The sequence below is a fragment of the Streptomyces sp. NPDC087844 genome (genome assembly GCF_044742785.1).
In the GTDB taxonomy this organism is placed as follows: domain Bacteria; phylum Actinomycetota; class Actinomycetes; order Streptomycetales; family Streptomycetaceae; genus Streptomyces.
Genome location: NZ_JBIUVD010000026.1, coordinates 66,945 through 91,752, shown reverse-complemented (window position 1 = coordinate 91,752; position 24,808 = coordinate 66,945). Strand labels below are relative to the sequence as shown.

At 67.0% G+C, this 24,808-nt stretch carries 21 protein-coding genes, 1 tRNA gene and 2 pseudogenes; 13 read left to right on the top strand and 11 right to left on the bottom strand.

Going from position 1 to position 24,808, the window contains the following annotated elements; all coding sequences use genetic code 11:
- Window positions 1-16: 16 nt before the first annotated feature.
- On the top strand, window positions 17-349 hold the full coding sequence (gene trxA, locus ACIOKD_RS35975; RefSeq protein WP_402092197.1) for a thioredoxin: 333 nt from the start codon (window positions 17-19) through the stop codon (window positions 347-349).
- A 99-nt stretch (window positions 350-448) separates the two neighbouring features.
- On the opposite strand, the gene ACIOKD_RS35970 is transcribed toward trxA, so the two are convergent.
- The 9 genes from ACIOKD_RS35970 to rpmH all read right to left on the bottom strand — a co-directional run bounded on the left by ACIOKD_RS35970 (window position 449) and on the right by rpmH (window position 7,508).
- On the bottom strand, window positions 449-1,066 hold the full coding sequence (locus ACIOKD_RS35970) for a GNAT family N-acetyltransferase (RefSeq protein WP_402092195.1): 618 nt from the start codon (window positions 1,064-1,066) through the stop codon (window positions 449-451).
- A 325-nt stretch (window positions 1,067-1,391) separates the two neighbouring features.
- Window positions 1,392-2,495, bottom strand: coding sequence for a ParB/RepB/Spo0J family partition protein (locus ACIOKD_RS35965; protein WP_402092194.1), 1,104 nt, complete (start codon window positions 2,493-2,495; stop codon window positions 1,392-1,394).
- Entirely contained in the window at window positions 2,492-3,565 is a 1,074-nt protein-coding gene (locus tag ACIOKD_RS35960) for an AAA family ATPase (protein WP_402092233.1), read from the bottom strand. Before ACIOKD_RS35960 ends, ACIOKD_RS35965 begins: the two co-directional genes overlap by 4 nt.
- Window positions 3,566-3,939: 374 nt before the next feature.
- The gene (rsmG, locus tag ACIOKD_RS35955) at window positions 3,940-4,656 is read right to left on the bottom strand and encodes a 16S rRNA (guanine(527)-N(7))-methyltransferase RsmG (protein WP_402092192.1); all 717 of its coding nucleotides are present in this window, start codon (window positions 4,654-4,656) and stop codon (window positions 3,940-3,942) included.
- Window positions 4,657-4,795: 139 nt separating this feature from the next.
- Complete coding sequence (locus ACIOKD_RS35950) at window positions 4,796-5,308, bottom strand: protein jag (RefSeq protein ID WP_402092191.1); 513 nt, start codon at window positions 5,306-5,308, stop codon at window positions 4,796-4,798.
- A 19-nt stretch (window positions 5,309-5,327) separates the two neighbouring features.
- A complete protein-coding gene (yidC, locus tag ACIOKD_RS35945) occupies window positions 5,328-6,614 on the bottom strand; it encodes a membrane protein insertase YidC (RefSeq protein WP_402092190.1) in 1,287 nt (428 codons plus the stop codon).
- Window positions 6,615-6,617: 3 nt separating this feature from the next.
- Window positions 6,618-6,983, bottom strand: a complete 366-nt coding sequence (gene yidD / locus ACIOKD_RS35940) for a membrane protein insertion efficiency factor YidD (protein WP_107020403.1) — start codon at window positions 6,981-6,983, stop codon at window positions 6,618-6,620.
- On the bottom strand, window positions 6,980-7,351 hold the full coding sequence (gene rnpA / locus ACIOKD_RS35935; RefSeq protein WP_402092188.1) for a ribonuclease P protein component: 372 nt from the start codon (window positions 7,349-7,351) through the stop codon (window positions 6,980-6,982). The genes yidD and rnpA overlap by 4 nt, the downstream gene beginning before the upstream one ends.
- Before the next feature lie 19 nt (window positions 7,352-7,370).
- Window positions 7,371-7,508, bottom strand: coding sequence for a 50S ribosomal protein L34 (gene rpmH / locus ACIOKD_RS35930; RefSeq protein WP_055512249.1), 138 nt, complete (start codon window positions 7,506-7,508; stop codon window positions 7,371-7,373).
- Between the two features lie 418 nt (window positions 7,509-7,926).
- Between rpmH and dnaA the strand changes: the two genes are divergently transcribed.
- The 9 genes from dnaA to ACIOKD_RS35885 all read left to right on the top strand — a co-directional run bounded on the left by dnaA (window position 7,927) and on the right by ACIOKD_RS35885 (window position 20,934).
- Window positions 7,927-9,816, top strand: coding sequence for a chromosomal replication initiator protein DnaA (gene dnaA / locus ACIOKD_RS35925; protein ID WP_402092186.1), 1,890 nt, complete (start codon window positions 7,927-7,929; stop codon window positions 9,814-9,816).
- A gap of 1,012 nt (window positions 9,817-10,828) precedes the next feature.
- A complete protein-coding gene (dnaN, locus tag ACIOKD_RS35920; protein ID WP_402092184.1) occupies window positions 10,829-11,959 on the top strand; it encodes a DNA polymerase III subunit beta in 1,131 nt (376 codons plus the stop codon).
- A 129-nt stretch (window positions 11,960-12,088) separates the two neighbouring features.
- Window positions 12,089-12,964 carry a phosphogluconate dehydrogenase (NAD(+)-dependent, decarboxylating) gene (gnd, locus tag ACIOKD_RS35915; protein WP_402092182.1) on the top strand — a complete coding sequence of 292 codons (876 nt, stop codon included), beginning with the start codon at window positions 12,089-12,091 and terminating at the stop codon, window positions 12,962-12,964.
- A gap of 102 nt (window positions 12,965-13,066) precedes the next feature.
- Window positions 13,067-14,191 (top strand): DNA replication/repair protein RecF, encoded by a 1,125-nt coding sequence (gene recF, locus ACIOKD_RS35910; RefSeq protein WP_402092180.1) that lies wholly within the window; start codon window positions 13,067-13,069, stop codon window positions 14,189-14,191.
- Window positions 14,188-14,745 (top strand): DUF721 domain-containing protein, encoded by a 558-nt coding sequence (locus ACIOKD_RS35905; RefSeq protein WP_402092178.1) that lies wholly within the window; start codon window positions 14,188-14,190, stop codon window positions 14,743-14,745. Before recF ends, ACIOKD_RS35905 begins: the two co-directional genes overlap by 4 nt.
- A 322-nt stretch (window positions 14,746-15,067) precedes the next feature.
- Window positions 15,068-17,128: a DNA topoisomerase (ATP-hydrolyzing) subunit B gene (gene gyrB / locus ACIOKD_RS35900; RefSeq protein WP_402092176.1), complete on the top strand. Its 2,061-nt coding sequence runs from the start codon at window positions 15,068-15,070 to the stop codon at window positions 17,126-17,128.
- A 42-nt stretch (window positions 17,129-17,170) separates the two neighbouring features.
- Complete coding sequence (gene gyrA / locus ACIOKD_RS35895) at window positions 17,171-19,786, top strand: DNA gyrase subunit A (RefSeq protein ID WP_402092174.1); 2,616 nt, start codon at window positions 17,171-17,173, stop codon at window positions 19,784-19,786.
- Between the two features lie 16 nt (window positions 19,787-19,802).
- Window positions 19,803-20,534, top strand: a complete 732-nt coding sequence (locus ACIOKD_RS35890) for a DUF3566 domain-containing protein (protein ID WP_402092172.1) — start codon at window positions 19,803-19,805, stop codon at window positions 20,532-20,534.
- 326 nt (window positions 20,535-20,860) lie between these two features.
- A tRNA-Ile gene (locus ACIOKD_RS35885) sits at window positions 20,861-20,934 on the top strand.
- A gap of 71 nt (window positions 20,935-21,005) precedes the next feature.
- On the opposite strand, the gene ACIOKD_RS35880 is transcribed toward ACIOKD_RS35885, so the two are convergent.
- Together ACIOKD_RS35880 and ACIOKD_RS35875 are read right to left on the bottom strand one after the other, a co-directional pair.
- On the bottom strand, window positions 21,006-21,536 hold the full coding sequence (locus tag ACIOKD_RS35880; RefSeq protein ID WP_402092170.1) for a site-specific integrase: 531 nt from the start codon (window positions 21,534-21,536) through the stop codon (window positions 21,006-21,008).
- 160 nt (window positions 21,537-21,696) lie between these two features.
- Window positions 21,697-21,969, bottom strand: a pseudogene (locus tag ACIOKD_RS35875) (DNA methylase); the annotation flags it as partial.
- 1 nt (window position 21,970) lies between these two features.
- Between ACIOKD_RS35875 and ACIOKD_RS35870 the strand changes: the two are divergent.
- The 3 genes and pseudogenes from ACIOKD_RS35870 to ACIOKD_RS35860 all read left to right on the top strand — a co-directional run.
- Window positions 21,971-22,415 (top strand): annotated as a pseudogene (locus ACIOKD_RS35870) (UTRA domain-containing protein); the annotation flags it as partial.
- Window positions 22,415-23,080 carry a YdcF family protein gene (locus ACIOKD_RS35865; protein ID WP_402092169.1) on the top strand — a complete coding sequence of 222 codons (666 nt, stop codon included), beginning with the start codon at window positions 22,415-22,417 and terminating at the stop codon, window positions 23,078-23,080. The pseudogene ACIOKD_RS35870 and the gene ACIOKD_RS35865, both read left to right, overlap by 1 nt.
- 1,338 nt (window positions 23,081-24,418) lie before the next feature.
- On the top strand, window positions 24,419-24,772 hold the full coding sequence (locus ACIOKD_RS35860) for a VOC family protein (RefSeq protein WP_402092167.1): 354 nt from the start codon (window positions 24,419-24,421) through the stop codon (window positions 24,770-24,772).
- Window positions 24,773-24,808: the final 36 nt, after the last annotated feature.

Below are 24,808 nucleotides of genomic sequence, written 5' to 3'. Positions count from 1 at the left end.
AGTTAAGGAGCCCGCCGTGGCCGGCACCCTGAAGCACGTGACAGACGACTCTTTCGAGCAGGACGTACTGAAGAGCGAGAAGCCCGTACTGGTCGACTTCTGGGCCGCTTGGTGCGGTCCGTGCCGCCAGATTGCCCCGTCTCTTGAGGCGATCGCCGCCGAGTACGGCGACAAGATCGAGGTCGTCAAGCTCAACATCGACGAGAACCCGGATACGGCAGCCAAGTACGGCGTCATGTCCATCCCGACCCTGAACGTCTACCAGGGTGGCGAGGTCGCCAAGACCATCGTGGGCGCGAAGCCGAAGGCCGCGATCGTGCGGGACCTTGAGGACTTCATCGCCGAGTAATTCGGCAAGCCGTCGCTTGCGGGCGACGATGTTTCACGTGAAACATGAATGGGCCGACCCCGACGGGTCGGCCCATTCGTATGTCCAGCACGATCCGCTCTACAACGGGCGCAGGGCTGGTTCCTTCTGTACGGCTCCCAGCAGCCGGTCGAGCGCCAACTCCACATCTTCCTTCCAGGAGAGCGTCGTCCGTAGCTCCAGACGCAGACGCGGGTATGTGGGGTGCGGCCGGACGGTCTTGAAGCCCACGGCCAGCAGATGGTCGGCGGGAAGGACGCAGGCGGGCTCCTTCCACCGGGCGTCCCCAAAAGCCTCGATGGCTTTGAAGCCTCGCCGCAGCAGATCCTTGGCAACCGTCTGGACCATCACCCGCCCGAGCCCCTGCCCCTGGAACTCCGGCAGGATGAAGGCCGTCATCAACTGGATCGCGTCGGGCGAGACCGGGCTCGTGGGAAACGCCGTTGCACGCGGCACGTAGGCGGGCGGTGCGTACATCACGAAGCCCACCGGAGCGTCATCCACGTAGACGACCCGGCCGCAGGATCCCCACTCCAGGAGAACAGCGGAGATCCAGGCCTCCTTTTCCAGGTCGGGAGTGCCTGCCTTCACCGCGGCCTGGCCACTGACTGGGTCCAACTCCCAGAAGACACACGCGCGACAGCGCTTGGGAAGGTCCTGAAGGTTGTCCAGCGTGAGCGGTACGAGCCGGCGCCCCATGAAGGCAGTTCCTCGCTTCCCTCGCCCGCGGCGTCGCGGGCGGCTGTCAGAGCGCTCCGTTCTCTGAGCAGGCTGCCGACGAACCCTCCGACGATGCCTAGACCCAGACCCGCACTCACCAGTCCTGTGCGGCTCACCGTTCGCATGGCCTCCGCCTCCCCACAAAAGGTACTGCCAGGTGAATGCGCCATACCCGAACGCATCGTATCCACGATGCGATTCCATCGATACCGACAGAAAGCAAAGAGCGGGCCGTGTTCCGGTACACACCGGACACGGCCCGCTCCGCCGGCCGGCCATTCGCAGCCGACCGGCCGATCAAGGCTCAGGACTCCGGGTCCTCGGAGTCGTCGTCCAAGAGACTCTTCTGCAGAACCGGGCCCTCACCGGGAGCGAGTGAGCCGAGGATTCGCTCAAGGTCCTCCATCGAGGCGAACTCGACGGTGATCTTGCCCTTCTTCTGGCCGAGGTCGACCTTCACCCGGGTCTCGAAGCGATCCGAGAGACGACCCGCGAGATCACTCAGCGCGGGAGAGACCAGAGCACCGGCTCGTGGCCCCTTGGAGCGCGGAGCCGACTGCGGCCGTGAACCCATGAGGGTGACGATCTCTTCGACGGCCCGCACCGAAAGCCCCTCGGCCACGATCCGATGAGCCAGTCGGTCCTGTTCCTCCGAGTCCGCGACGGAGAGCAGAGCCCGGGCGTGTCCGGCGGAAAGAACACCAGCGGCCACGCGACGCTGAACGGACGGCGAGAGCTTCAGCAGACGCAGGGTGTTGGAGACCTGAGGGCGTGACCGCCCGATGCGGTCGGCCAGCTGATCGTGCGTGCAGTTGAAGTCCTGGAGCAGTTGGTCGTAGGCGGCAGCCTCTTCCAACGGGTTCAGCTGAGCCCGGTGCAGGTTCTCCAGAAGAGCGTCCAGGAGGAGCTTCTCGTCGTCCGTGGCTCGCACGATCGCCGGGATGGCCTCAAGCCCTGCCTCACGACAGGCCCTCCAGCGCCGCTCGCCCATGATGAGCTCATAGCGCGTCGGCCCCGCCTCCCGTACGACGACCGGCTGAAGAAGCCCGACCTCCTTGATGGAGGTGACGAGTTCGGCGAGAGCATCGTCGTCGAACACCTCTCGGGGCTGCCGCGGGTTCGGCGTGATGAAGTCGATGGGCAGCTCAGCGAAGTACGCACCCACAGGTGCCGCTGGAGCCTCCCCGAATACGCTCACCGACGGCTCTTCCGGCTCATGTGCAACCTGGGCCGGCGGAAGTGCGGCGACCTTGGCCGCCGCCACCCCGCGCTCGGCGGTGAGCACCGGTACGGCTCCCGGCGATGTGGAGGCTCCGCCCATCGCCGGTGGTACTGCCTTCTCCCCTGTCGGGGCAGCGGGGATCAGTGCGCCGAGACCACGGCCCAACCCCCTCCGTCGCTCACTCACTGGATCCCCTCCACCATGCTCTGTTCATTGGGTCCGCCCATGTGGGCGTGTTGCGCGTCGTAGGCCACGCCGGCTCCGCGCAATGCGATCTCGCGCGCCGCCTCAAGATAGGAGAGGGCGCCGCTCGATCCCGGGTCGTAGGTCAGCACCGTCTGCCCATAGCTGGGGGCTTCGGAGATACGGACCGAGCGCGGAATGCTTGTTCGCAGTACCTCTTCACCGAAGTGGCTGCGCACCTCGTCGGCGACCTGGGAGGCGAGACGCGTCCTGCCGTCGTACATGGTGAGCAGGATCGTCGACACATGCAGGTCGGGGTTGAGGTGTCCCCGTACCAGGTCGACGTTGCGCAGCAGCTGGCCCAGGCCCTCCAGTGCGTAGTACTCGCACTGGATCGGGATGAGGACCTCGGCGCCCGCGACGAGCGCGTTGACCGTCAGCAGTCCCAGGGAGGGCGGGCAGTCGATGAGGATGTAGTCGAGCGGCTGCTCGTACGCCAGGATCGCCCGTTCCAGTCGGCTCTCTCGTGCCACCAGGGACACCAGCTCGATCTCGGCACCGGCGAGATCAATCGTGGCGGGGGCGCAGAAGAGGCCCTCAACGTCTGGGACCGGCTGAACAACCTCGGAGAGTGGCCTGCTGTCGATCAGCACGTCGTAGATGGACGGAACGTCGGCGTGATGGTCGATGCCCAGCGCGGTGGACGCATTGCCCTGGGGATCCAGATCGATCACCAGGACCCGGCCGCCGTGCAGCGCGAGAGAGGCAGCAAGGTTGACCGTGGTCGTGGTCTTTCCGACCCCGCCCTTCTGGTTGGCGACCACCATGACGCGGGTCTGCTCGGGCCGTGGCAGGCCCTCACCGGCTCGACCTAGAGCCTCCACAGCAAGTTGGGCAGCACGACCAATGGGAGTGTCGTCCATCGGGGGCGGTGTTTCACGTGAAACATCGTCCCCGATCGACTCGGTTCGGGGACCGGGGACCGGATCGGTCATCGGTCCCGCGATGTTGGCGTCGGACCGCAAGGATTCACTCTCCTCGACTTCAGGCTCGCAATGAACAGAGCCTCCCATGCCACCGGGGTCATGAACCAGCGAGGCCCGTGCTTCTGTGGAGAAATCCACCTCTGTGGACAACTCCGTGCCCTCTTCGGAGGACGCGCTTCGGTCAGGAGAGGCTCTTTTCCCGCGGGATCCCAAGGATCCCAGCGGGTTACGGTCGCGGGGTTCGGCCGCGGCGCGGCCGCGACCGATGATGCCGTGCAGCAATGAGCGACGTTTCACGTGAAACACGATGCACAGCGTGCGGAGCCGCCATCGCGCGACACTCCGGCATGCACAGGTTTGGCAGCTTGTGTGGAGTACGTCTCGTCGTCAGGACGGATCAGTCAACGTGTCTCCGCCCCGACGACGTGCACCCGCAGTCCGACCTCCCCACCGGGCTGCGGTCAGCGACGCCTCCGGGTCCTCCCTGTCCGCGCCGCCTTCGCCCGTTTGGCCGCGAACCGCACACCTCCTGGGCTCTCCCCGACCTCCACACGCACCACCGTGGCCAGGGGTTCCACAACGCCCTCACCAACGTGCAGCACCGAGGTGTCAACGGCTCCGAGCTTGCTCAGGGCGGCTCCGGCGCTCTTGACCTCTTCCTCCGCGGTGTCGCCCTTGAGGAGCAGCATCTCTCCGTAGGGACGCAGGAGCGGCACTCCCCAGGCCGCCAGGCGGTCCAGAGGAGCCACCGCCCGGGCCGTCACCACATGGACCGGAGGCAGCGTGCCGAGGACCTCCTCGGCACGCCCACGGACGACGGTGACATGGTCGAGCCCGAGCAACTCGACGACCTCGTTGAGAAAGTTCGTGCGCCGCAGCAGCGGCTCAAGCAGCGTGATCTTGAGGTCCGTCCGGACAAGGGCCAGGGGGATGCCGGGCAGACCGGCCCCGGAGCCGACGTCGCACACGGTCACGCCCTCCGGAACCACTTCCGAGAGCACGGCACAGTTCAACAGATGCCGTTCCCACAGACGAGGCACTTCACGAGGACCGATCAGACCGCGCTGAACTCCCACGTCGGCCAGCAACTCCGCGAACCGAACCGCGTCCGCGAAGCGATCACCGAATACCGCCCGAGCCTGCTCGGGCGCAGGGGGGAGCTCCGCTGCCTCCGTCACGGGGAACCGTCCTTCCGTACCGCTTGAGCGCATGACGCGCTGACTACAAGGACTATCAGGAACTATCGACACACACCGGGCTGACAAAATTCGGCCCCGCCTGCGAACACAGACGGGGCCGGGAGTACGACGTGCTTGATCAGGCGGGGAGCACGACAACGAAGCGCTGCGGCTCCTCGCCCTCGGACTCGCTGCGCAGGCCGGCAGCCTTGACGGCGTCGTGCACCACCTTGCGCTCGAAGGGCGTCATCGGGTCCATCTTGACCGGCTCCCCGGAGCTCCTGACCTCGGCCGCGGTCTTCGCGCCCAGCTCGGAGAGCTCCTCACGCTTCTTGGCGCGATAGCCCGCGATGTCCAGCATCAGTCGGCTGCGGTCTCCGGTCTCCCGGTGCACGGCCAGGCGGGTGAGCTCTTGGAGTGCCTCCAGCACCTCGCCGTCACGGCCGACCAGCTTCTGCAGGTCGCGGCTGTGGGAGTCACTGATGATCGAGACAGCCGCACGATCGGCCTCGACATCCATGTCGATGTCGCCGTCGAGGTCGGCGATGTCCAGCAGACCCTCCAGGTAGTCGGCCGCGATCTCGCCCTCCTGCTCCAGGCGGGTCAGGGTGTCGCCACCCTCAGGGGCAGCGGAGGTGGTGCCTTCCGTCACGGGATGGACTCCTTCTTGCTTACTTCTTGGACGGGGACTTGGGCCGCTGCGGACCCTTGCGCTGTCCGGACTGGGCCTTGCTGCGGGTGCCGCCGGACGCGGGCTTGCCGCCCGCCGGCTTGGGGCCGGGCTTGGCGTCCTGCGGTTCGTCGGACTTGCTGAGGGAGGTCTTCGGCTCGGACTCGTCCGCGGCCTTGGCACCGCCCTGGACCGTGCCCGACTGCCGCTGCGACTTGCTCTGGCGCTTGGGCTGCTGGCGCTTGGGAGCCGCACCCGCCGCCGGGGTGCCGTCCTCGGTCTCGACCAGGGTCGAGGCCTCGCTCTTCACCACGTTGCCGTCGGCCTGGGCCGCCAGGCCCGACTTGGTCAATCCGTTGATGAACTTGCGCTCGAACTCGTTGCGGTCACGGCCCTTGGCGACGATGGCCTTGACGACGGCCTTCTGTCCACGTCCACGCGTCTTGCCGTGCTGGGTGATGTGCTTGGTCAGACGCTCCAGGTAGGAGGCCTGAGCCTTGGAACCCGGCGTCGGGTTGTTGCGGATGACGTACATCTGCTGGCCCATGGTCCACACGTTGGTGGTCAGCCAGTAGACGAGGACACCGACGGGGAAGTTGATACCGAAGACGGCGAACATGATCGGGAAGACGTACATCAGCATCTTCTGCTGCTGCATGAACGGTGTCTTGACCGTGGTGTCGACGTTCTTCGTCATCAGCTGGCGCTGCGTGTAGAACTGCGAGAACGACATCAGGACGATCATGATCGCCGTGACGACGCGCACGTCGGTGATCGTGGAACCCAGTTCCTGGACCTTGGCGCTGCCGTCCGTGAACTTCGAGGCCAGCGGGGCACCGAAGATGTGCGCCTTCTGCGCGCTCTCCAGCAGCCGGTTGTTGATCACGCCGATGGTGTCGTTCGACGCGATGCTGTTGAGCACGTGGTACAGGGCGAAGAAGAACGGCGACTGCGCCAGGATGGGAAGGCACGAGGAGAGCGGGTTGGTGCCCGTCTCCTTGTACAGCTTCATCATCTCTTCGGACTGGCGCTGCTTGTCGTTCTTGTAGCGCTCCTGGATCTTCTTCATCTCGGGCTGGAGCGTCTGCATCGCCCGGGTGGCCTTGATCTGCTTCACGAAGAGCGGGATCAGGCAGATACGGATCAGGATCACCAGGGACACGATGGACAAGCCCCAGGCCCAGCCCGTGTCGGGGCCGAAGATGGCGCCGTACACCGAGTGGAACTGGACGATGACCCAGGAAACGGGTGTCGTGATGAAGCTGAAAATACCGGCAATCGTGTCCACTAATCAGGCTCCTTGAGCATGGGACGGGGTCTCGGCGGCCGGGCTTGAGGGATGGTTGGACATACCGTGCCCCTCGGTGGCCGGTTCGGCGGCGGAGTTCCCGCCCTTGCGTGCACGCCAGGCGTTGCGCGGCATCTCGTGCCACCGCGGACGTTTGCGCGGCGGGACATGGTCCACACCGCCCAGCGACCACGGATTGCACCGCAGAATGCGCCAGGCGGTGAGTGCCGTTCCCTTGATCGCACCGTGCCGGTCGATGGCTTGGTACCCGTAGTGGGAACACGACGGGTAGTACTTGCACACCGGCCCGAGCAACGGGCTGATGGTCCACTGGTACATCTTGATGAGAGCCAGCAGCGGGTACTTCATCGCGCGCCCCCTCCCATCAGCCGCTCCAGGGCGGCGTCCAGGTCTCGGGCCAGCTGTGCATGGTCGGCGTCGCCCGCACCGGGCAGCGCTCGTACGACTACCAGGCTACCGGGGGTCAGGCGAGCCACTCGCGTACGCATCAGATGGCGAAGCCGACGCTTCACCTTGTTGCGTACGACGGCTCCGCCCACGGCTTTGCTGACAACGAAACCCGCACGAGTCGGGGGAGTGTTCTCCCCAGGCACGTGCGGGTCTGTTGCACCGCTACGAAGGTGGACGACGAGGAGCGGGCGTCCAGCCCGGCGTCCTCGGCGTACCGCGGTCGCGAAGTCCTCGCGCCGCCTCAGCCGATGTTCGGAAGGCAGCACGTCATGACCTGTTCAGTAATCAGGCGGACAGGCTGCTGCGACCCTTGACACGGCGGTTCGCGAGAATCGCACGACCGGCACGGGTACGCATCCGCAGGCGGAAGCCGTGGGTCTTGGCACGACGGCGGTTGTTCGGCTGGAAGGTGCGCTTGCTCACTCGGGGGCTCCAGAAAGAATCGGTGGCGGCGGAGTGCCGTCCTGGCTGTCACCGTGCGCCCACGAGTAGCTCGTATTACGCCCGAGTGCACCGCTTCCCGATCACTGTTCGCGATCTGTGCCCATCGGAGGCAGGCGGCAGCAGCCATCGACAACTCGACCTGGTCACGGTACGCGCGGCTGCGCCATTCGGTCAAACCGGCTCCGCCGAGGAGACACTGTCCACAGGCTGGGGACAACAACTTGAACCGCATGGGTCGCCCTGACTACCGTGGCCGGACTCCGGTTCGTTCCCTTCTCTCCGCTCCATCTCATTCGTTCCGGCCGCCCCAGCGGCTTCGTCCACCCCGTTCAGCGAGTTCCAACCCGACCCGTCCCAGGAATCACACGTTCGTGGGACCCGTGAGAGAGCGTGCCCTGTGGCTGACGTACCTGCCGATCTTGCCGCAGTGTGGCCACGAGTATTGGAGCAACTTCTCGGGGAGGGCCGCGGGCAGGGTGTCGAGACGAAGGACGAACACTGGATCAAGCGCTGTCAGCCGCTTGCACTGGTGGCGGACACCGCACTGCTGGCCGTCCCGAACGAGTTCGCGAAGGGCGTCCTCGAAGGGCGCCTGGCGCCGGTCGTCAGCGAAACGCTGAGCCGCGAGTGCGGCCGGCCGATCCGTATCGCGATCACCGTCGACGACTCCATGGGGGAATCCCCCGCGCCGTCGTCGTCGTCGCCGACCCAGCAGTCGCAGCAGCGTTACGAGGAACCCGAGCGCCCGCCCTCGCAGGGCCGCGACGGCTACCGCGGGTACGGCCGGCACCGCGCGGACGACCGCATGGACGACCATCCGCAGGGCCGCTCCGACCAGCAGCAGCCCTCCCACGAGGACCAGCTCCCGACGGCCCGCCCCGCGTACCCCGACTACCAGCGCCCCGATCCGGGTGCCTGGCCGCGGCCCTCGCAGGACGACTACGGCTGGCAGCAGCAGCGGCTCGGCTTCCCCGACCGCGACCCCTACGCGTCCCCTCCGCGGGACTACCGGCAGCAGCCGGGCCGCTCGCCGTACGACCAGCGGTCCGACTACGAGCAGCAGCGCGACTACGACCAGTCCCGCTCCGACTACGACCAGCGTCCGGACCGCCGCGACCGGTCCGAGCCGCCGTCCCCGTCCGGCATGGGCCATGTCCACCGCGGCGGCCCCGTCGGCTCGTCACTGCCCGCCTCCAGCGGCGCTCCGGGCCCGCTGGCCGCGCAGCCGGCGCCCGCGACGGGTCCCGGTGAGCCCACCGCGCGACTCAATCCCAAGTACCTCTTCGACACCTTCGTCATCGGTGCCTCGAACCGTTTCGCGCACGCGGCCGCGGTCGCCGTCGCCGAGGCGCCGGCCAAGGCGTACAACCCGCTGTTCATCTACGGGGAGTCCGGCCTCGGCAAGACGCACCTGCTGCACGCGATCGGGCACTACGCGCGCAGCCTCTACCCGGGCACGCGGGTGCGGTACGTGAGCTCCGAGGAGTTCACCAACGAGTTCATCAACTCCATCCGCGACGGCAAGGGCGACAGCTTCCGCAAGCGGTACCGCGAGATGGACATCCTGCTCGTCGACGACATCCAGTTCCTGGCGGACAAGGAGTCGACGCAGGAGGAGTTCTTCCACACCTTCAACACGCTCCACAACGCGAACAAGCAGATCGTGCTCTCCTCCGACCGGCCGCCCAGGCAGCTGGTCACGCTGGAGGACCGGCTGCGCAACCGGTTCGAGTGGGGTCTGACCACGGACGTCCAGCCGCCCGAGCTGGAGACCCGTATCGCCATCCTCCGTAAGAAGGCGGTGCAGGAACAGCTCAACGCCCCGCCGGAGGTGCTGGAGTTCATCGCGTCCCGCATCTCGCGCAACATCCGCGAGCTGGAGGGGGCGCTGATCCGGGTGACGGCGTTCGCGTCGCTCAACCGGCAGCCGGTCGACCTCGGTCTGACGGAGATCGTCCTCAAGGATCTGATCCCCGGCGGTGAGGACTCGTCCCCGGAGATCACCGCGCCGGCGATCATGGCCGCCACCGCCGACTACTTCGGCCTCACGGTGGACGACCTGTGCGGCTCCTCGCGCAGCCGGGTCCTGGTGACGGCCCGGCAGATCGCCATGTACCTCTGCCGCGAGCTCACGGACCTCTCCCTGCCGAAGATCGGCGCGCAGTTCGGCGGCCGCGACCACACGACCGTGATGCACGCCGACCGCAAGATCCGCGCGCTGATGGCGGAGCGCCGCTCGATCTACAACCAGGTCACCGAACTCACGAACCGCATCAAGAACGGCTGACAGCCACCGCGTCACGTCGCCGAAGGCGCCCCGGGAGTCGTTCCCGAGGGCGCCTTCGCCGTTCCGGCAGCAGAGGCGGCAGCAGGCTGGCATCGGCAGCAAGAAGGCCCTCAGCTCCGTCCCCAACGGCCTCGGATGTGCTCGGACGCCCCCCTACACGTCCCGAAAACCGCGTCCGGGCCCTTCCGGAGCCCCGCCCGGAGCCGTTCCACCGTTACCCGACAGCCATCCGCTGTTCGATTAAGCGCCTGGTTACGGGCGTCCTCCACAGATTCGGCGACTTTCTTGTGTCCACACCCTGGGGACTGCGAAGTTGTCCAGATCTTGTCCACAGGGTCAGCTGCTGAAAGAGAATCAGACCAGCTCAGTTGCCTGTGGATCCGTGGACAAAAGATATCCACAGCCTGTGGACAAAGAATTCATCCACAGGCTGCGCGGGAGGTTGTCCACCGGCGACCCACAGGCTAGGGGCAGTTGTCCCCAGTGATCGTCAGCTTCTCCACATCGCTGTCCACTGTTCGGCAACTCGACGCGCGTTCTCACCGGGTCGAGTGAAAGGCGTCACACGAAGGTGCCGGGTTGGGCTGTGGGGAACGTGGGCAAAGCTGGGGACGACGCTGGGGACAACTACCCCCTTCCTGTGCACGGAGTGTGCAGAACTTTTCGCCGTCCACAGATGAGGCGTGTTATCCACCGCCTCCACCCACAGGGTCGGTGGACAAAAAAGCAGCTTTGACCTGCGAAAACGGGGTTATCCACGGTATCCACAGCCCCTACTACTACTAGCAACTAGAGAGAGCCAGAGAACCGTTTCGAAGTCGGGGCTGTGCACAACTCTCGCTCGGAGCCTCCGGTGCCGCTCGGAACGACTTGACCCCGAGGGGCACCGACTGTCAGTGCGGTGCGTCAGACTGGTCCCCGGCGTCCGGCCCATCGGTGGGCCGAGCGATGCCGAGTCAGAAGACGAAGGCCAGCAGGGCGAGAGCGCCGGCAACAGACGGAGGCGGCAACGGTGAAGATCCGGGTGGAACGCGATGTACTCGCGGAGGCAGTGGCCTGGGCGGCACGCAGCCTCCCGGCCCGTCCACCGGCGCCTGTGCTCGCCGGCCTCCTCCTCAAGGCCGAGGAGGGTGCACTGAGCCTCTCCAGCTTCGACTACGAGGTCTCGGCACGCGTCTCCGTGGACGCGGAGATCGACGAGGAAGGCACGGTGCTCGTCTCCGGCCGCCTGCTCGCCGACATCTGCCGCGCCCTGCCCAGCCGGCCGGTGGAGATTTCCACAGACGGTGTACGGGCGACCGTGGTCTGCGGCTCCTCCCGCTTCACCCTCCACACACTGCCTGTGGAGGAGTACCCGGCGCTGCCGCAGATGCCGTCCGCGACCGGCACCGTCCCCGGTGAGGTCTTCGCCTCGGCCGCCGCCCAGGTGGCCATCGCGGCGGGGCGCGACGACACGCTGCCCGTGCTCACCGGTGTGCGCATCGAGATCGAGGGCGACACGGTCACCCTGGCGTCCACCGACCGCTACCGCTTCGCGGTCCGTGAGTTCCTGTGGAAGCCGGAGGACCCGGAGGCGTCCGCGGTCGCCCTGGTGCCCGCCAAGACGCTCCTGGACACCGCCAAGGCGCTCACGAGCGGCGACAGCGTGATCCTGGCGCTGTCCGGTTCCGGAGCCGGTGAGGGCCTGATCGGCTTCGAGGGCGCGGGGCGGCGTACGACCACGCGCCTGCTGGAGGGTGACCTCCCGAAGTACCGCTCGCTGTTCCCGACGGAGTTCAACTCGATCGCCGTCATCGAGACCGCTCCCTTCGTCGAAGCAGTCAAGCGTGTGGCCCTGGTCGCCGAGCGGAACACCCCGGTGCGGCTGAGCTTCGAGCAGGGCGTGCTGATCCTGGAGGCCGGCTCCAGCGACGACGCACAGGCTGTGGAGAGGGTCGACGCCCAGTTGGAGGGCGACGACGTCTCGATCGCCTTCAACCCGACGTTCCTGCTCGACGGACTGAGCGCCATCGACTCCCCGGTCGCGCAGCTCTCCTTCACGACGTCCACCAAGCCGGCGCTCCTCAGCGGCAGGCCCGCGCTGGACGCCGAGGCGGACGAGGCCTACAAGTACCTGATCATGCCGGTGCGGCTCAGCGGCTGACGAAGAGCCGCAGGTGAGGGCATACGTCTGAGCGGCTATGCCCACAGGTGTGCAGGAGAGTCCGGGTTTAGGCTCGGACGCAGGCACGAAAGTGCCCTCCTGCCACATCGCTAGTGAAGGAACAACCTGATGGAGCTCGGTCTCGTCGGCCTCGGCAAGATGGGCGGCAACATGCGCGAGCGCATTCGCCGCGCAGGCCACACCGTCATCGGATACGACCGCAACGCGGATCTCGCCGATGTCCACAGCCTTGAGGAGCTTGTGGGCAAGCTCAAGGGTCCGCGGGTGGTGTGGGTGATGGTCCCCGCCGGTGCCGCGACCCAGTCCACCGTCGATGAGCTCGCCGAGCTGCTTGAGCCCGGTGACGTGGTCGTGGACGGCGGCAACTCGCGCTGGACGGACGACGAGAAGCACTCCGAGGAGCTGGCGGCCAAGGGCATCGGCTTCGTCGACGCCGGCGTCTCAGGGGGCGTGTGGGGCCTGCAGAACGGCTACGCGCTGATGGTCGGCGGCGACGCCGAGCACATCGCGAAGGTCCAGCCGGTCTTCGACGCCCTCAAGCCGGAGGGCGACGCCGGATTCGTGCACGCGGGCAAGGTCGGCGCCGGGCACTTCTCCAAGATGGTCCACAACGGCATCGAGTACGCCATGATGCAGGCCTACGCCGAGGGCTGGGAGCTCCTCGAAGCGGTCGATTCCGTCACCGATGTGCGTGAGGTCTTCCGCTCCTGGCAGGAGGGCACGGTCATCCGTTCCTGGCTGCTCGACCTGGCGGTCAACGCGCTGGACGAGGACGAGCACCTGGAGCGGCTGCGCGGCTTCGCGCAGGACTCCGGCGAGGGCCGCTGGACGGTCGAGGCGGCCATCGACAACGCGGTACCGCTGCCCGCGATCACCGCGTCGCTGTTCGCCCGGTTCGCGTCCCGGCAGGACGACTCGCCGCAGATGAAGATGATCGCGGCACTGCGCAACCAGTTCGGCGGCCACGCCGTCGAGAAGAAGTAGCCCGGAGGCGGCCCGGAGGATTCCGGCGGCGGTTCGGGAGAAGAAGCAGTCCACAGGTCCGCTCCGCGGATCCACAACTCCGGGGGAGGTCGGCGAACGACCATGCACGTCACGCATCTGTCGCTGGCCGACTTCCGCTCGTACGCCCGGGTCGAGGTTCCGCTCGACCCGGGCGTCACCGCGTTCGTGGGGCCCAACGGACAGGGCAAGACCAACCTCGTCGAGGCGGTCGGCTATCTCTCCACCCTCGGCAGCCACCGGGTCTCGTCCGACGCGCCTCTCGTGCGGATGGGCGCCGAACGGGCGATCATCCGGGCCAACATCCGCCAGGGCGACCGCCAGCAACTCGTGGAACTGGAGCTGAACCCCGGCAAGGCGAACCGCGCCCGCATCAACAGGTCCTCGCAGGTCAAACCCCGTGACGTGCTCGGCATCGTACGGACCGTGCTGTTCGCGCCCGAGGACCTGGCGCTGGTCAAGGGGGACCCCGGTGAGCGTCGGCGGTTCCTCGACGAGCTGATCACCGCGCGCTCTCCGCGGATGGCGGGCGTGCGCTCGGACTACGACCGGGTCCTGAAGCAGCGCAACACCCTCCTGAAGTCGGCCGCGCTCGCCCGCCGCCACGGCGGTCGCACGATGGACCTCTCCACACTCGACGTGTGGGACCAGCACCTCGCGCGCGTGGGTGCCGAGCTGCTCGCCCAGCGGCTCGATCTGATCGCCACGCTCCAGCCGCTCACCGACAAGGCGTACGAGCAGCTCGCCCCCGGAGGTGGGCCGGTGGCCCTGGAGTACAAGCCCTCCTCGCCCGGGATCACCGGGCACACGCGCGAGGAGCTGTACGAAGAGCTGACGGCCGCCCTGGTGGAGAGCCGCAAGCAGGAAGTCGAACGGGGGGTCACCCTCGTGGGCCCCCACAGGGACGAACTCCTGCTCAAACTTGGCCAGCTGCCCGCGAAGGGATACGCGTCACACGGCGAGTCCTGGTCGTACGCGCTGTCGCTGCGCCTTGCCTCGTACGACCTGCTGCGGGCCGAGGGCAACGAGCCGGTGCTGGTCCTCGACGACGTGTTCGCCGAGCTGGACACCCGTCGCCGCGAACGCCTCGCCGAACTGGTCGCCCCCGGTGAGCAGGTACTGGTGACGGCCGCGGTCGACGACGACGTGCCGGGTGTGCTCACGGGGACGCGGTACGCCGTGGCCGAGGGCGCGGTGGAGCGCGTATGAGCGAGAACACACCCGACCCGAAGAAGACCCGGAAGAAGACCCCGGAAAACACTCCCGAGCCCTCCGGAGTCGATCTCGCGCGCGTGGCCCTGCGCGCGGCGAAGGAGCAGGCACGCGCGCGTGGGGACGCGGCGCGGGACAAGAAGCAGGCGCGGCGTAGCGGTCTGCGCTCCGGCGCGCACGCCGACGGGCGCGACCCCATGGCCCTCGGGTCCGCCATCAACCGGCTCATCACCGAGCGCGGCTGGGAGACCCCGGCCGCCATCGGTGGGGTCATGGGCCGCTGGCCGCAGATCGTCGGGGACGACCTGGCCAAGCACTGCGTACCGGAGAAGTACGACGAGGACGAGCGTGTACTGATCGTGCGGTGCGACTCGACGGCCTGGGCCACCAACCTGCGGCTGCTCGCTCCGCAGCTGGTCGCCCGCCTGAACGAGGACCTCGGGCACGGCACGGTGAGGCTGATCAAGGTGTTGGGCCCCGGGGGCCCCGCCCACCGCTACGGCCCCCTGCGCGCCCCCGGCAGCACGGGTCCCGGTGACACCTACGGGTGAGCCAGACCGGGCGGTATGCCGTCCGTAGCGCCGGGTTGACAGCCGGAAGCGCTGAGTGCCGCTCTGCGCCTCTTTGGGCCCCGGTCCACATATGGGGAGTCGGTGGAGACGGGTTCAGGGCGGCACATGCGGACTCAGGTACCGGCAAACCCCCATCACTGTCGGCGCTACCGGTAGACTGGAAGCCAATCCCGCCCCACTTGTGGGACACACCGAGCAACGCTGACAAAGGCTTACCGACGTAACACGCCGCAGCCGCTCCGGACACCCTCCCCCGAGGGGACCCGGAGCTTGGCTTGTGCTGTGCCAGAAAGGGCGCTTCGTGGCCGATTCCGGCAACCCCAACGAGAACATCCCGTCTACCGACGCGGCCGCGAAAAGCGGGTCTCACTCCTCGAACGGCGAGGTCACGGCCTCGTACGATGCCAGCGCCATCACCGTCCTTGAGGGTCTGGACGCGGTCCGCAAGCGACCCGGTATGTACATCGGCTCCACCGGCGAGCGCGGACTGCACCACCTCGTGTACGAGGTGGTCGACAACTCCGTCGACGAGGCGCTGGCCGGCCACGCGGACACGATCGACGTCACGATCCTTCCCGACGGCGGTGTCCGCGTCGTCGACAACGGCCGTGGCATCCCGGTGGGCATCGTCGCCTCCGAGGGAAAGCCCGCCGTCGAGGTCGTGCTGACCGTGCTGCACGCGGGCGGCAAGTTCGGCGGCGGCGGCTACGCGGTCTCCGGCGGTCTGCACGGCGTGGGCGTCTCCGTCGTGAACGCGCTGTCCAGCAAGGTGGCCGTCGAGATCAGGACCGACGGACGCCGCTGGACGCAGGACTACAAGCTGGGCGTGCCGACGGCTCCGCTGGCTCAGCACGAGGCCACCGAGGAGACCGGCACGTCGGTCACCTTCTGGGCCGACGGGGACATCTTCGAGACCACGGACTACTCCTTCGAGACGCTTTCGCGGCGCTTCCAGGAGATGGCGTTCCTCAACAAGGGTTTGACCATCAAACTCACTGATGAGCGCGACTCGGCGAAGGCCGTGGCGGGTGCCGACGAGGCCGGTGCGGACGAGGCCGAAGAGGTCAAGACCGTCACGTACCACTACGAGGGCGGCATCGTCGACTTCGTGACGTACCTCAACTCCCGCAAGGGAGAGGTCATCCACCCCACGGTGATCGACATCGAGGCCGAGGACAAGGAGCGCATGCTCTCCCTCGAAGTCGCGATGCAGTGGAACGGCGGCTACAGCGAGGGCGTGTACTCCTTCGCCAACACCATCCAGACCCCCGACGGCGGCACGCACGAGGAAGGCTTCCGTGCGGCGCTCACCGGTCTCATCAACCGGTACGCGCGCGACAAGAAGCTGCTGCGCGAGAAGGACGACAACCTCACGGGCGACGACATCCGCGAGGGTCTGACGGCGATCATCTCGATCAAGCTCGGCGAGCCCCAGTTCGAGGGCCAGACCAAGACGAAGCTGGGCAACACCGAGGCGAAGACCTTCGTACAGAAGGTCGTGCACGAGCACATCACCGACTGGCTGGACCGCAACCCGAACGAAGCAGCGGACATCATTCGCAAGGGCATCCAGGCGGCCACCGCGCGGGTGGCGGCCCGCAAGGCCCGCGACCTGACGCGCCGCAAGGGGCTCCTGGAGACGGCGTCGCTGCCGGGCAAGCTGAGCGACTGCCAGTCGAACGACCCGGTCAAGTGCGAGATCTTCATCGTCGAGGGTGACTCCGCCGGCGGTTCGGCCAAGTCCGGCCGCAACCCGCAGTACCAGGCGATCCTCCCGATCCGAGGCAAGATCCTCAACGTCGAGAAGTCCCGGATCGACAAGATCCTGCAGAACCAGGAGATCCAGGCGCTGATCTCGGCCTTCGGCACCGGGGTCCACGAGGACTTCGACATCGCCAAGCTCCGCTATCACAAGATCATCCTGATGGCGGACGCCGACGTCGACGGCCAGCACATCAACACCCTGCTGCTGACCTTCCTGTTCCGCTTCATGCGGCCACTGGTCGAGGCCGGGCACGTCTTCCTGTCCCGTCCGCCGCTGTACAAGATCAAGTGGGGTCGCGACGACTTCGAGTACGCGTACTCGGACCGCGAGCGCGACGCCCTGATCGAGCTCGGCCGGCAGGCCGGCAAGCGCGTCAGGGAGGACTCGATCCAGCGCTTCAAGGGTCTCGGTGAGATGAACGCCGAGGAGCTGCGCATCACGACCATGGACCAGGAGCACCGCGTCCTCGGTCAGGTCACCCTCGACGACGCCGCCCAGGCCGACGACCTCTTCTCGGTCCTGATGGGCGAGGACGTCGAAGCACGCCGCGCGTTCATCCAGCGCAACGCCAAGGACGTCCGCTTCCTCGACATCTGAGTCGGTCTCAGCTGACCGCGTCAGAAAGGATCTTCACCAGCAATGACCGACGAGACACCGATTTCCCCCTCCGGTCCGGGCATCCCCGCGGGCATTCCCGTGGAAGAGGGCGCAATCACCCTGCGTGTCGAGCCCGTCGGGCTCGAAACCGAGATGCAGCGCTCATACCTGGACTACGCGATGTCCGTCATCGTGTCGCGCGCGCTGCCCGACGTACGGGACGGTCTCAAGCCCGTCCACCGCCGCGTCCTGTACGCCATGTACGACGGCGGCTACCGGCCCGAGAAGGGCTTCTACAAGTGCGCCCGCGTCGTCGGTGACGTCATGGGCAACTACCACCCGCACGGCGACTCCTCGATCTACGACGCGCTGGTCCGCCTCGCGCAGCCGTGGTCGATGCGGATGCCGCTGGTGGACTCGAACGGCAACTTCGGTTCCCCGGGCAACGACCCGGCCGCGGCCATGCGGTACACCGAGTGCAAGATGATGCCGCAGTCCATGGAGATGGTCCGCGACATCGACGAGGACACCGTCGACTTCACGGACAACTACGACGGCCGCTCCCAGGAGCCGACGGTCCTGCCGGCCCGCTTCCCGAACCTGCTGATCAACGGCTCGGCGGGCATCGCGGTCGGCATGGCCACCAACATCCCGCCGCACAACCTGCGCGAGGTCGCGTCCGGTGCCCAGTGGTACCTGGAGAACCCCGAGGCCTCCCACGAGGAGCTGCTGGACGCGCTGATCGAGCGCATCAAGGGCCCCGACTTCCCGAGCGGCGCCCTGGTGGTGGGCCGCAAGGGCATCGAGGAGGCGTACCGCACGGGCCGTGGCTCCATCACGATGCGCGCGGTCATCGAGGTCGAGGAGATCCAGAACCGCCAGTGCCTGGTGGTCACCGAACTCCCCTACCAGGTGAACCCCGACAACCTGGCGCAGAAGATCGCCGACCTGGTGAAGGACGGCAAGGTCGGCGGCATCGCGGACGTCCGGGACGAGACCTCGTCGCGTACGGGCCAGCGCCTGGTCATCGTCCTGAAGCGGGACGCGGTCGCCAAGGTCGTCCTGAACAACCTGTACAAGCACACCGACCTGCAGACGAACTTCGGCGCCAACATGCTGGCGCTGGTGGACGGCGTGCCGCGCACCCTGTCGCTCGACGCGTTCATCCGTCACTGGGTGACGCACCAGATCGAGGTCATCGTCCGCCGTACGAGGTTCCGGCTGCGCAAGGCCGAGGAGCGCGCGCACATCCTGCGCGGCCTCCTGAAGGCCCTGGACGCCATCGACGACGTCATCGCGCTGATCCGGCGCAGCGACACCGTCGACATCGCGCGCGAGGGCCTGATGGGCCTCCTGGCGATCGACGAGATCCAGGCCAACGCCATCCTTGAGATGCAGCTGCGCCGACTGGCCGCCCTGGAGCGCCAGAAGATCGTCGCCGAGCACGACGAGCTCCAGGCGAAGATCCGCGGGTACAACGAGATCCTGGCCTCGCCCGAGCGGCAGCGCACCATCATCAGCGAGGAACTCACCGCGATCGTCGACAAGTTCGGTGACGACCGCCGCTCCAAGCTGGTGCCCTTCGACGGCGACATGTCCATGGAGGACCTGATCGCCGAGGAGGACATCGTCGTCACCATCACGCGTGGTGGCTACATCAAGCGCACCAAGGCCGAGGACTACCGCTCGCAGAAGCGCGGCGGCAAGGGCGTACGCGGGACGAAGCTCAAGGAAGACGACATCGTCGACCACTTCTTCGTGTCGACGACGCACCACTGGCTGCTGTTCTTCACCAACAAGGGCCGGGTCTACCGCGCGAAGGCGTACGAGCTTCCCGACGCCGGGCGTGAGGCGCGCGGTCAGCACGTCGCGAACCTGCTGGCCTTCCAGCCGGACGAGGCGATCGCCGAGATCCTCGCGATCCGCGACTACGAAGCGGTGCCTTATCTGGTCCTCGCCACCAAGGGCGGGCTGGTGAAGAAGACATCCCTGAAGGATTACGATTCACCGCGTTCCGGCGGCGTCATCGCGATCAATCTCCGTGAGACGGAGGACGGTTCCGACGACGAACTGATCGGAGCCGAGCTGGTTTCGGCAGAGGACGATCTGCTCCTGATCAGCAAGAAGGCCCAATCGATCAGGTTCACCGCGACGGACGACGCGCTGCGCCCCATGGGCCGTGCCACCTCGGGCGTCAAGGGGATGAGCTTCCGCGAGGGCGACCAGTTGCTCTCGATGAATGTTGTTCGACCCGGTACGTTCGTGTTCACTGCCACAGACGGTGGGTACGCGAAGCGGACCGCTGTCGACGATTACCGCGTCCAGGGTCGCGGTGGCCTGGGTATCAAGGCCGCCAAGATCGTCGAGGACCGCGGCTCGCTCGTCGGCGCGCTGGTGGTCGAGGAGACGGACGAGATCCTCGCCATCACACTGTCCGGCGGTGTGATTCGCACGCGAGTCAACGAGGTCAGGGAGACGGGCCGTGACACCATGGGCGTTCAACTGATCAACCTGGGCAAGCGCGATGCCGTCGTCGGTATCGCACGTAACGCCGAGGCCGGTCGCGAGGCCGAGGAAGTCGACGGGGTGGTCGACGACTCGGACGAGGTCGAGACGGCCGCCGGCACGGACGAGGGCGAGCAGTCCTCGGACGAGTAGCGAGGAGTGAGTCATCGTGAGCGGAGCCACGGGCGCCGGTTCGACCGATACGGAAACGGACGGCGGCCGTGGCCCCGCCACGGAGGCGACGGACTCCCATGACTCTCATGGATCCCAGGGGGGAACTGTGACCGACACCCGAGGCCCACAGACGCCGCAGTACGCGGCCGGTGCGGCCCCAGGCTCACCGGTGCCTCCGGGCCCGGAGGCACCTTCTGGCGCGGCGGTGCCGCCGGTACCGGGCTCGCCCCTCCCGGGCGAGCGGCAGCCGCAGCAGGCGGCCCAGCCGTACCACCCGCCGCAGGCGTACGCGGCGCACACGGCGCCCGCCGCGGGCGCCGTCCGCCGGCCGCGCACCGGGGCGCGCACCATGCCTCGTACGCGCAAGGCCCGGCTGCGGGTGGCCAAGGCCGACCCCTGGTCGGTGATGAAGGTCAGCTTCCTGCTCTCCATCGCGCTCGGGATCTGCACGATCGTCGCGGCCGCGGTGCTGTGGATGGTGATGGACGCCATGGGCGTCTTCTCCACCGTGGGTGGCACGATCTCCGAGGCCACCGGCTCGAACGAGTCGAACGGCTTCGACCTGCAGTCGTTCCTGTCGCTGCCGCGCGTCCTCGTCTTCACGTCGATCATCGCTGTCATCGACGTCGTCCTCGCCACCGCGCTCGCCACGCTCGGCGCGTTCATCTACAACCTCTCCGCGGGCTTCGTCGGCGGTGTCGAGCTCACGCTCGCGGAGGACGAGTAAACGTTGTCACCACGGCTTCACCACGGCTTTACCGCGAGAGCGCACCCCGGACCGGGGTGCGCTCTCGCGCTTTCGCGTTATGCCGGTGCTTTCGCGTGATGCCCGTGCTGCGGCGCGCTGTCGCGTGCTGTCGGCGGGTGCCCTGCTTCGTTGTCCGCGGGTGCGTTTTCGCGCAGGCGGAGGGCGCCCTTCAGCGTGTCCGGCGCGTGCGTCTTCAGCCTGTCCGGGCGGGCCGGGGCGGGCCCCGGATACCGATTTTGGGACTGGCCCCGTCGTGCGCTAATCTTCAGAGGTCAGCGCGCGGGACATACACCGCAGAGCGCGGCGGGGCTATAGCTCAGTTGGTTAGAGCGCATCCCTGATAAGGATGAGGCCACAGGTTCAAATCCTGTTAGCCCCACATGCGAAAAGGCCCCCAGTCGATCAGGCTGGGGGCCTTTTGACACCACCGGTTGACACCAACGGCAGCGATCAGCCGATGAGCGGATCTTCCAGCAGCTCGGCGAGCATCGCGGTTGCTTCCCGTTGGTCGGAGCCGACCACGTGTGTGTAGACGTCCATGGTCATGCTGATCTGGCTGTGCCGAAGGATCGTCTGGGCGACCTTGGGATGCACCTTCAGGAAGGCGAGCAGGGTCCCGCAGGTGTGCCGAGCGAGCCGGACCGTGATCCGACGACGCACGCCGGCCCGCTTCACGAGGGCGTTGAACGCTCGGGAGAAGCCCACCGGGTCAGTCAGTCCGCCGCGCTCCGCCGAGAAGATCACGTCATGGTCCGGCTCCTGCCGCCAGGCGTCACCGACGATCTGCCGTTCTAGATCTTGGAGTGCCCTGCGCTCTTCCAGGGCACGGGCGCAGAACTCCGGAAGCGGCAGCACGGCCGTGGAGGACTCCGTCTTGAGATCCTTGAGGATCAAGCCCTTCCCCTTCTCGCGCTGCACCTGTTTGGTCGGCGTGAACTGCCGACCCTCAAAGTCGATGTCCTGCCAGCGCAGGCCCAGCACCTCGCTTCTACGGAGCCGTACCGCCGGTGAGGCGGATCGGGTCGGAGCAGCCGCCGATGCGGCGGATCTGGTCGTGCCAGCGGTCGAAGTCATCGGCGTCGGCCACTCTCAACACATCGGTGAGGGTGGCCGGGTCGAGACCCGCCGAGGTGGCGGTCGCTCACACCAACACCTCCTGACGGGCGTGCAGGAAGGCGCGGCCGATCCACTGCGTGTAGGCCGGGGGGATGGCTTCGGTGAGTTCCTCGCGCACGTCGGTCCACGTGATGCCCATCGCGCGCTGCATCTCCGGCACAGAAGCCTTGCCGCCGCCGGCGCCGTACGCGGCGATGTACGGGCCGTCGCGGTAGACGCCGTGGCGCCAGCCACGGACGTAGCCGTCGTGCATGACGTGCCGAGGCTTGAGGATGGACCAGCGGCCGAGTTCGAAGTCGCCCGCAGTGGCGGACGCGCACGGTCTGCCCGAAGGGGCGCAGGTAGATGCCACAGGTATATGCCCGAGCGCGTCTTGTGAAGGAAGGCGACCAGCCGACGCACACTTTGACCAGCTACTACCGTCCCGAGCACGTCGAGGGCACGCGGATCGTGGACCCGACTCCGGGACCGGCCGGCCGAGGTGGCGGATTCCGGGTTCTGTACGACGCGGGATACGAGATCGACCACATGAAGGAAGCCATCTTCGCTCGGGCTGCGACCTCGGACGAAGCGAAGCTGTTGCAGCTCCCTGCGGGCGAACCTGTCGTCGAGCTGCATCGGACGACCTACACGGCTTCTGGCACAGTGGTCGAATTCGCCATCGGGTTGCACGCGGCTTCACGCTCTGCCTGGGAGTACGACTTCAAGGTTCCGGACTCGGCGAAGGGTGAGAAGGGGCAGTGATGATCTCGACGCAGGCATGGGCCGATGCGCGACGCCTGTGGGACCACCACCAGATGGGCCACGCTCTCCGGCCGTGCTCGGTCGCGGTCGGCTTGGGCAGTCACGACTTGGGCGTGGCCGACACGGCGGTGGACCTTTACGAGCGCGGCATGGCTCCACTGCTTGTGTTCACAGGAGCCACCAGTCCCACGACACGGGAGCGCATGCCGCGGGGCGAAGCAGTCCACTACCGCGAACGGGCTCTCGAACGCGGCGTGCCCGCCTCAGTGGTGCTCGTGGAGCCTCACGCTGGCAACACCGGCGAGAACATCCGCTTCTCCAAGGCCGTGCTTGAGGAGGCGGGAGTCGACGTGTCCTCCGTGCTTCTGATCAGCAAGCCGTACGAGGAGCGGAGGGCGTACGCCACGGCGCGCAAACTGTGGCCCGGAGTGGAGATCGTCAGCGCTTCTACTCCGATGACGTTCGATGAGTACGTGGATTCCATCGGGGATGTGCGACTGGTCATCGACATGCTTGTTGGTGCACTTCAGCGCCTGCTGATCTACCCGGAGCAGGGGTTCATGATCAGTCAGCCAGTACCGGATCACGTGTATCAGGCGTATGAACGGCTCTGCCGCGAAGGCTTCACCGGTCGGCTCCTCCGCACCGACACGGCTTCCACCTGAAACCAACTCAGCCCAGGGTCAGCTCACGCCGCGAGGGATCTGCCTGTCTGGCCGGCCGGAGCGAGTTGTTACAGGTTTCTCCACCTCATCAAGTCCGGCTGCGCTCCGCTCCGCCGGGCGCGCCCATGGGTAGGTAGGCCGGTCTGATGAGTGCGATTACCGTACGAGTGCGGCCACGGTCAAAGCAGTGCCTCCGGCGGGGGCGCTCCGACTCTGGGATGGCGGGGGCACCGCTTGCGGGTGCCGGCCGAGTGGGGCGTGCGTGGGGAGCTCCCATCCCGTCCACCGCCGACCCAGGCGGAGCCGAGCAAACGCGGCCCAGGGGCGTCAAGGTCGTTCGTACAGTGGCGCGCTCCACCTTGACGCCCCTGAACCACGCCCGCTCCACGGTGTGTGGGTCGACGGCGGACGGGATGGGAGCTGGGGAGAGTGGTTGGTGCGGTTGCGTCAAACGCTGGCCCGGACCTGTTGGCCGAGACTCAACGCCCTGCTTTACTTCGCGCATGTTTGCAATGCTTTGCGGCGCCCTCAGCGTCCTACTCTCGACTGCGCTCGTCCGTAGGCGAGCGAAGCAGGCGCTGGCTCGGACCAATGCGGGGCAGGCAGCCCTCTTCGTGATGGGGGCCAAGCGGCCGGACTTGAGTCACCGGTGGAACGTAGGCCGAGTGCAAGCTAGTGCTGAAGAGTTCCGATGGGAACCTCGCTGGCCGTGGACGCGGCTGCGCGAACTCCCGGCGGACCTACAGTGCGTCCGCACACGTGAAATGACCTCCCGCGAGATGCTGTGGATCCCAGCCGACGCCTTGGTGATCGAGTGCGTGTCTTCTGATGGACCCGTGTGGCTATGGGTCATGCCCGTGCAGGTGAAACACGTGATAGCGATGATCCGGCGTGGCTGGTGACTGTGCCACTCTCTTGTGGGTCCCGACCAGAGCGCTGGTGATCGAGCGTGAATCGTCTACCAGGCCTGTACGGCTATGGGTCCACCCGAAGCAGGCGGTGCACGTTGTGGAGATGATCCGGCGTGCAAGTAGCCCGAAGTCGTTGAGCGCCCCGGCTCCTGACACCAACAGCTGACACCAACAGGCGCGAACAGCGGCGGTCGACGCTGGACCTCGGTAGACGGCCAGTCGAGGCACAAAGCGTGTTGGCCGAGGTCGATGCCCCCTGATCGACCTGATCGACCTGATCGACCTGATAAGGATGAGGCCACAGGTTCAAATCCTGTTAGCCCCACCAGTTCGAAGACCGCCAGGGCATCACACCTGGGGGTTTTTGGCATTCACAGCTCGTATCGAGCGTCTGTTCTCGAAGCGCCGGTGGGCCTAGGCTCAGCGGATGACCTTGGAATGGGAACAGGTACTTGTTCACTCCGAAGATCCGGCGGCTTTGGGACAGTGGTGGGCCGAGGCTCTTGGCTGGGTTGTCGTCCACTCCTCCGACGAGGAGTTCGAGATCCGCCAGGCGCCGGATCGCCTGCCGGGGATGGACTTCGTACGGATCGACGAGAGCAAGAAGGTCAAGAGCCGGCTGCATCTCGACTTCCGGCCCGACGACCAGGCCGCCGAGGTGGCCCGCCTTGAGGCGCACGGCGCGAAGCGCGTCGACATCGGTCAGGGTGAGCAGTCGTGGGTTGTCATGACAGACCCCGAAGGCAATGAGTTCTGTGTCCTTGGGCAACGGCAACAGTGAATCCCGCCGTAGGGCCTCAGGAGCCCTGGAAATCCC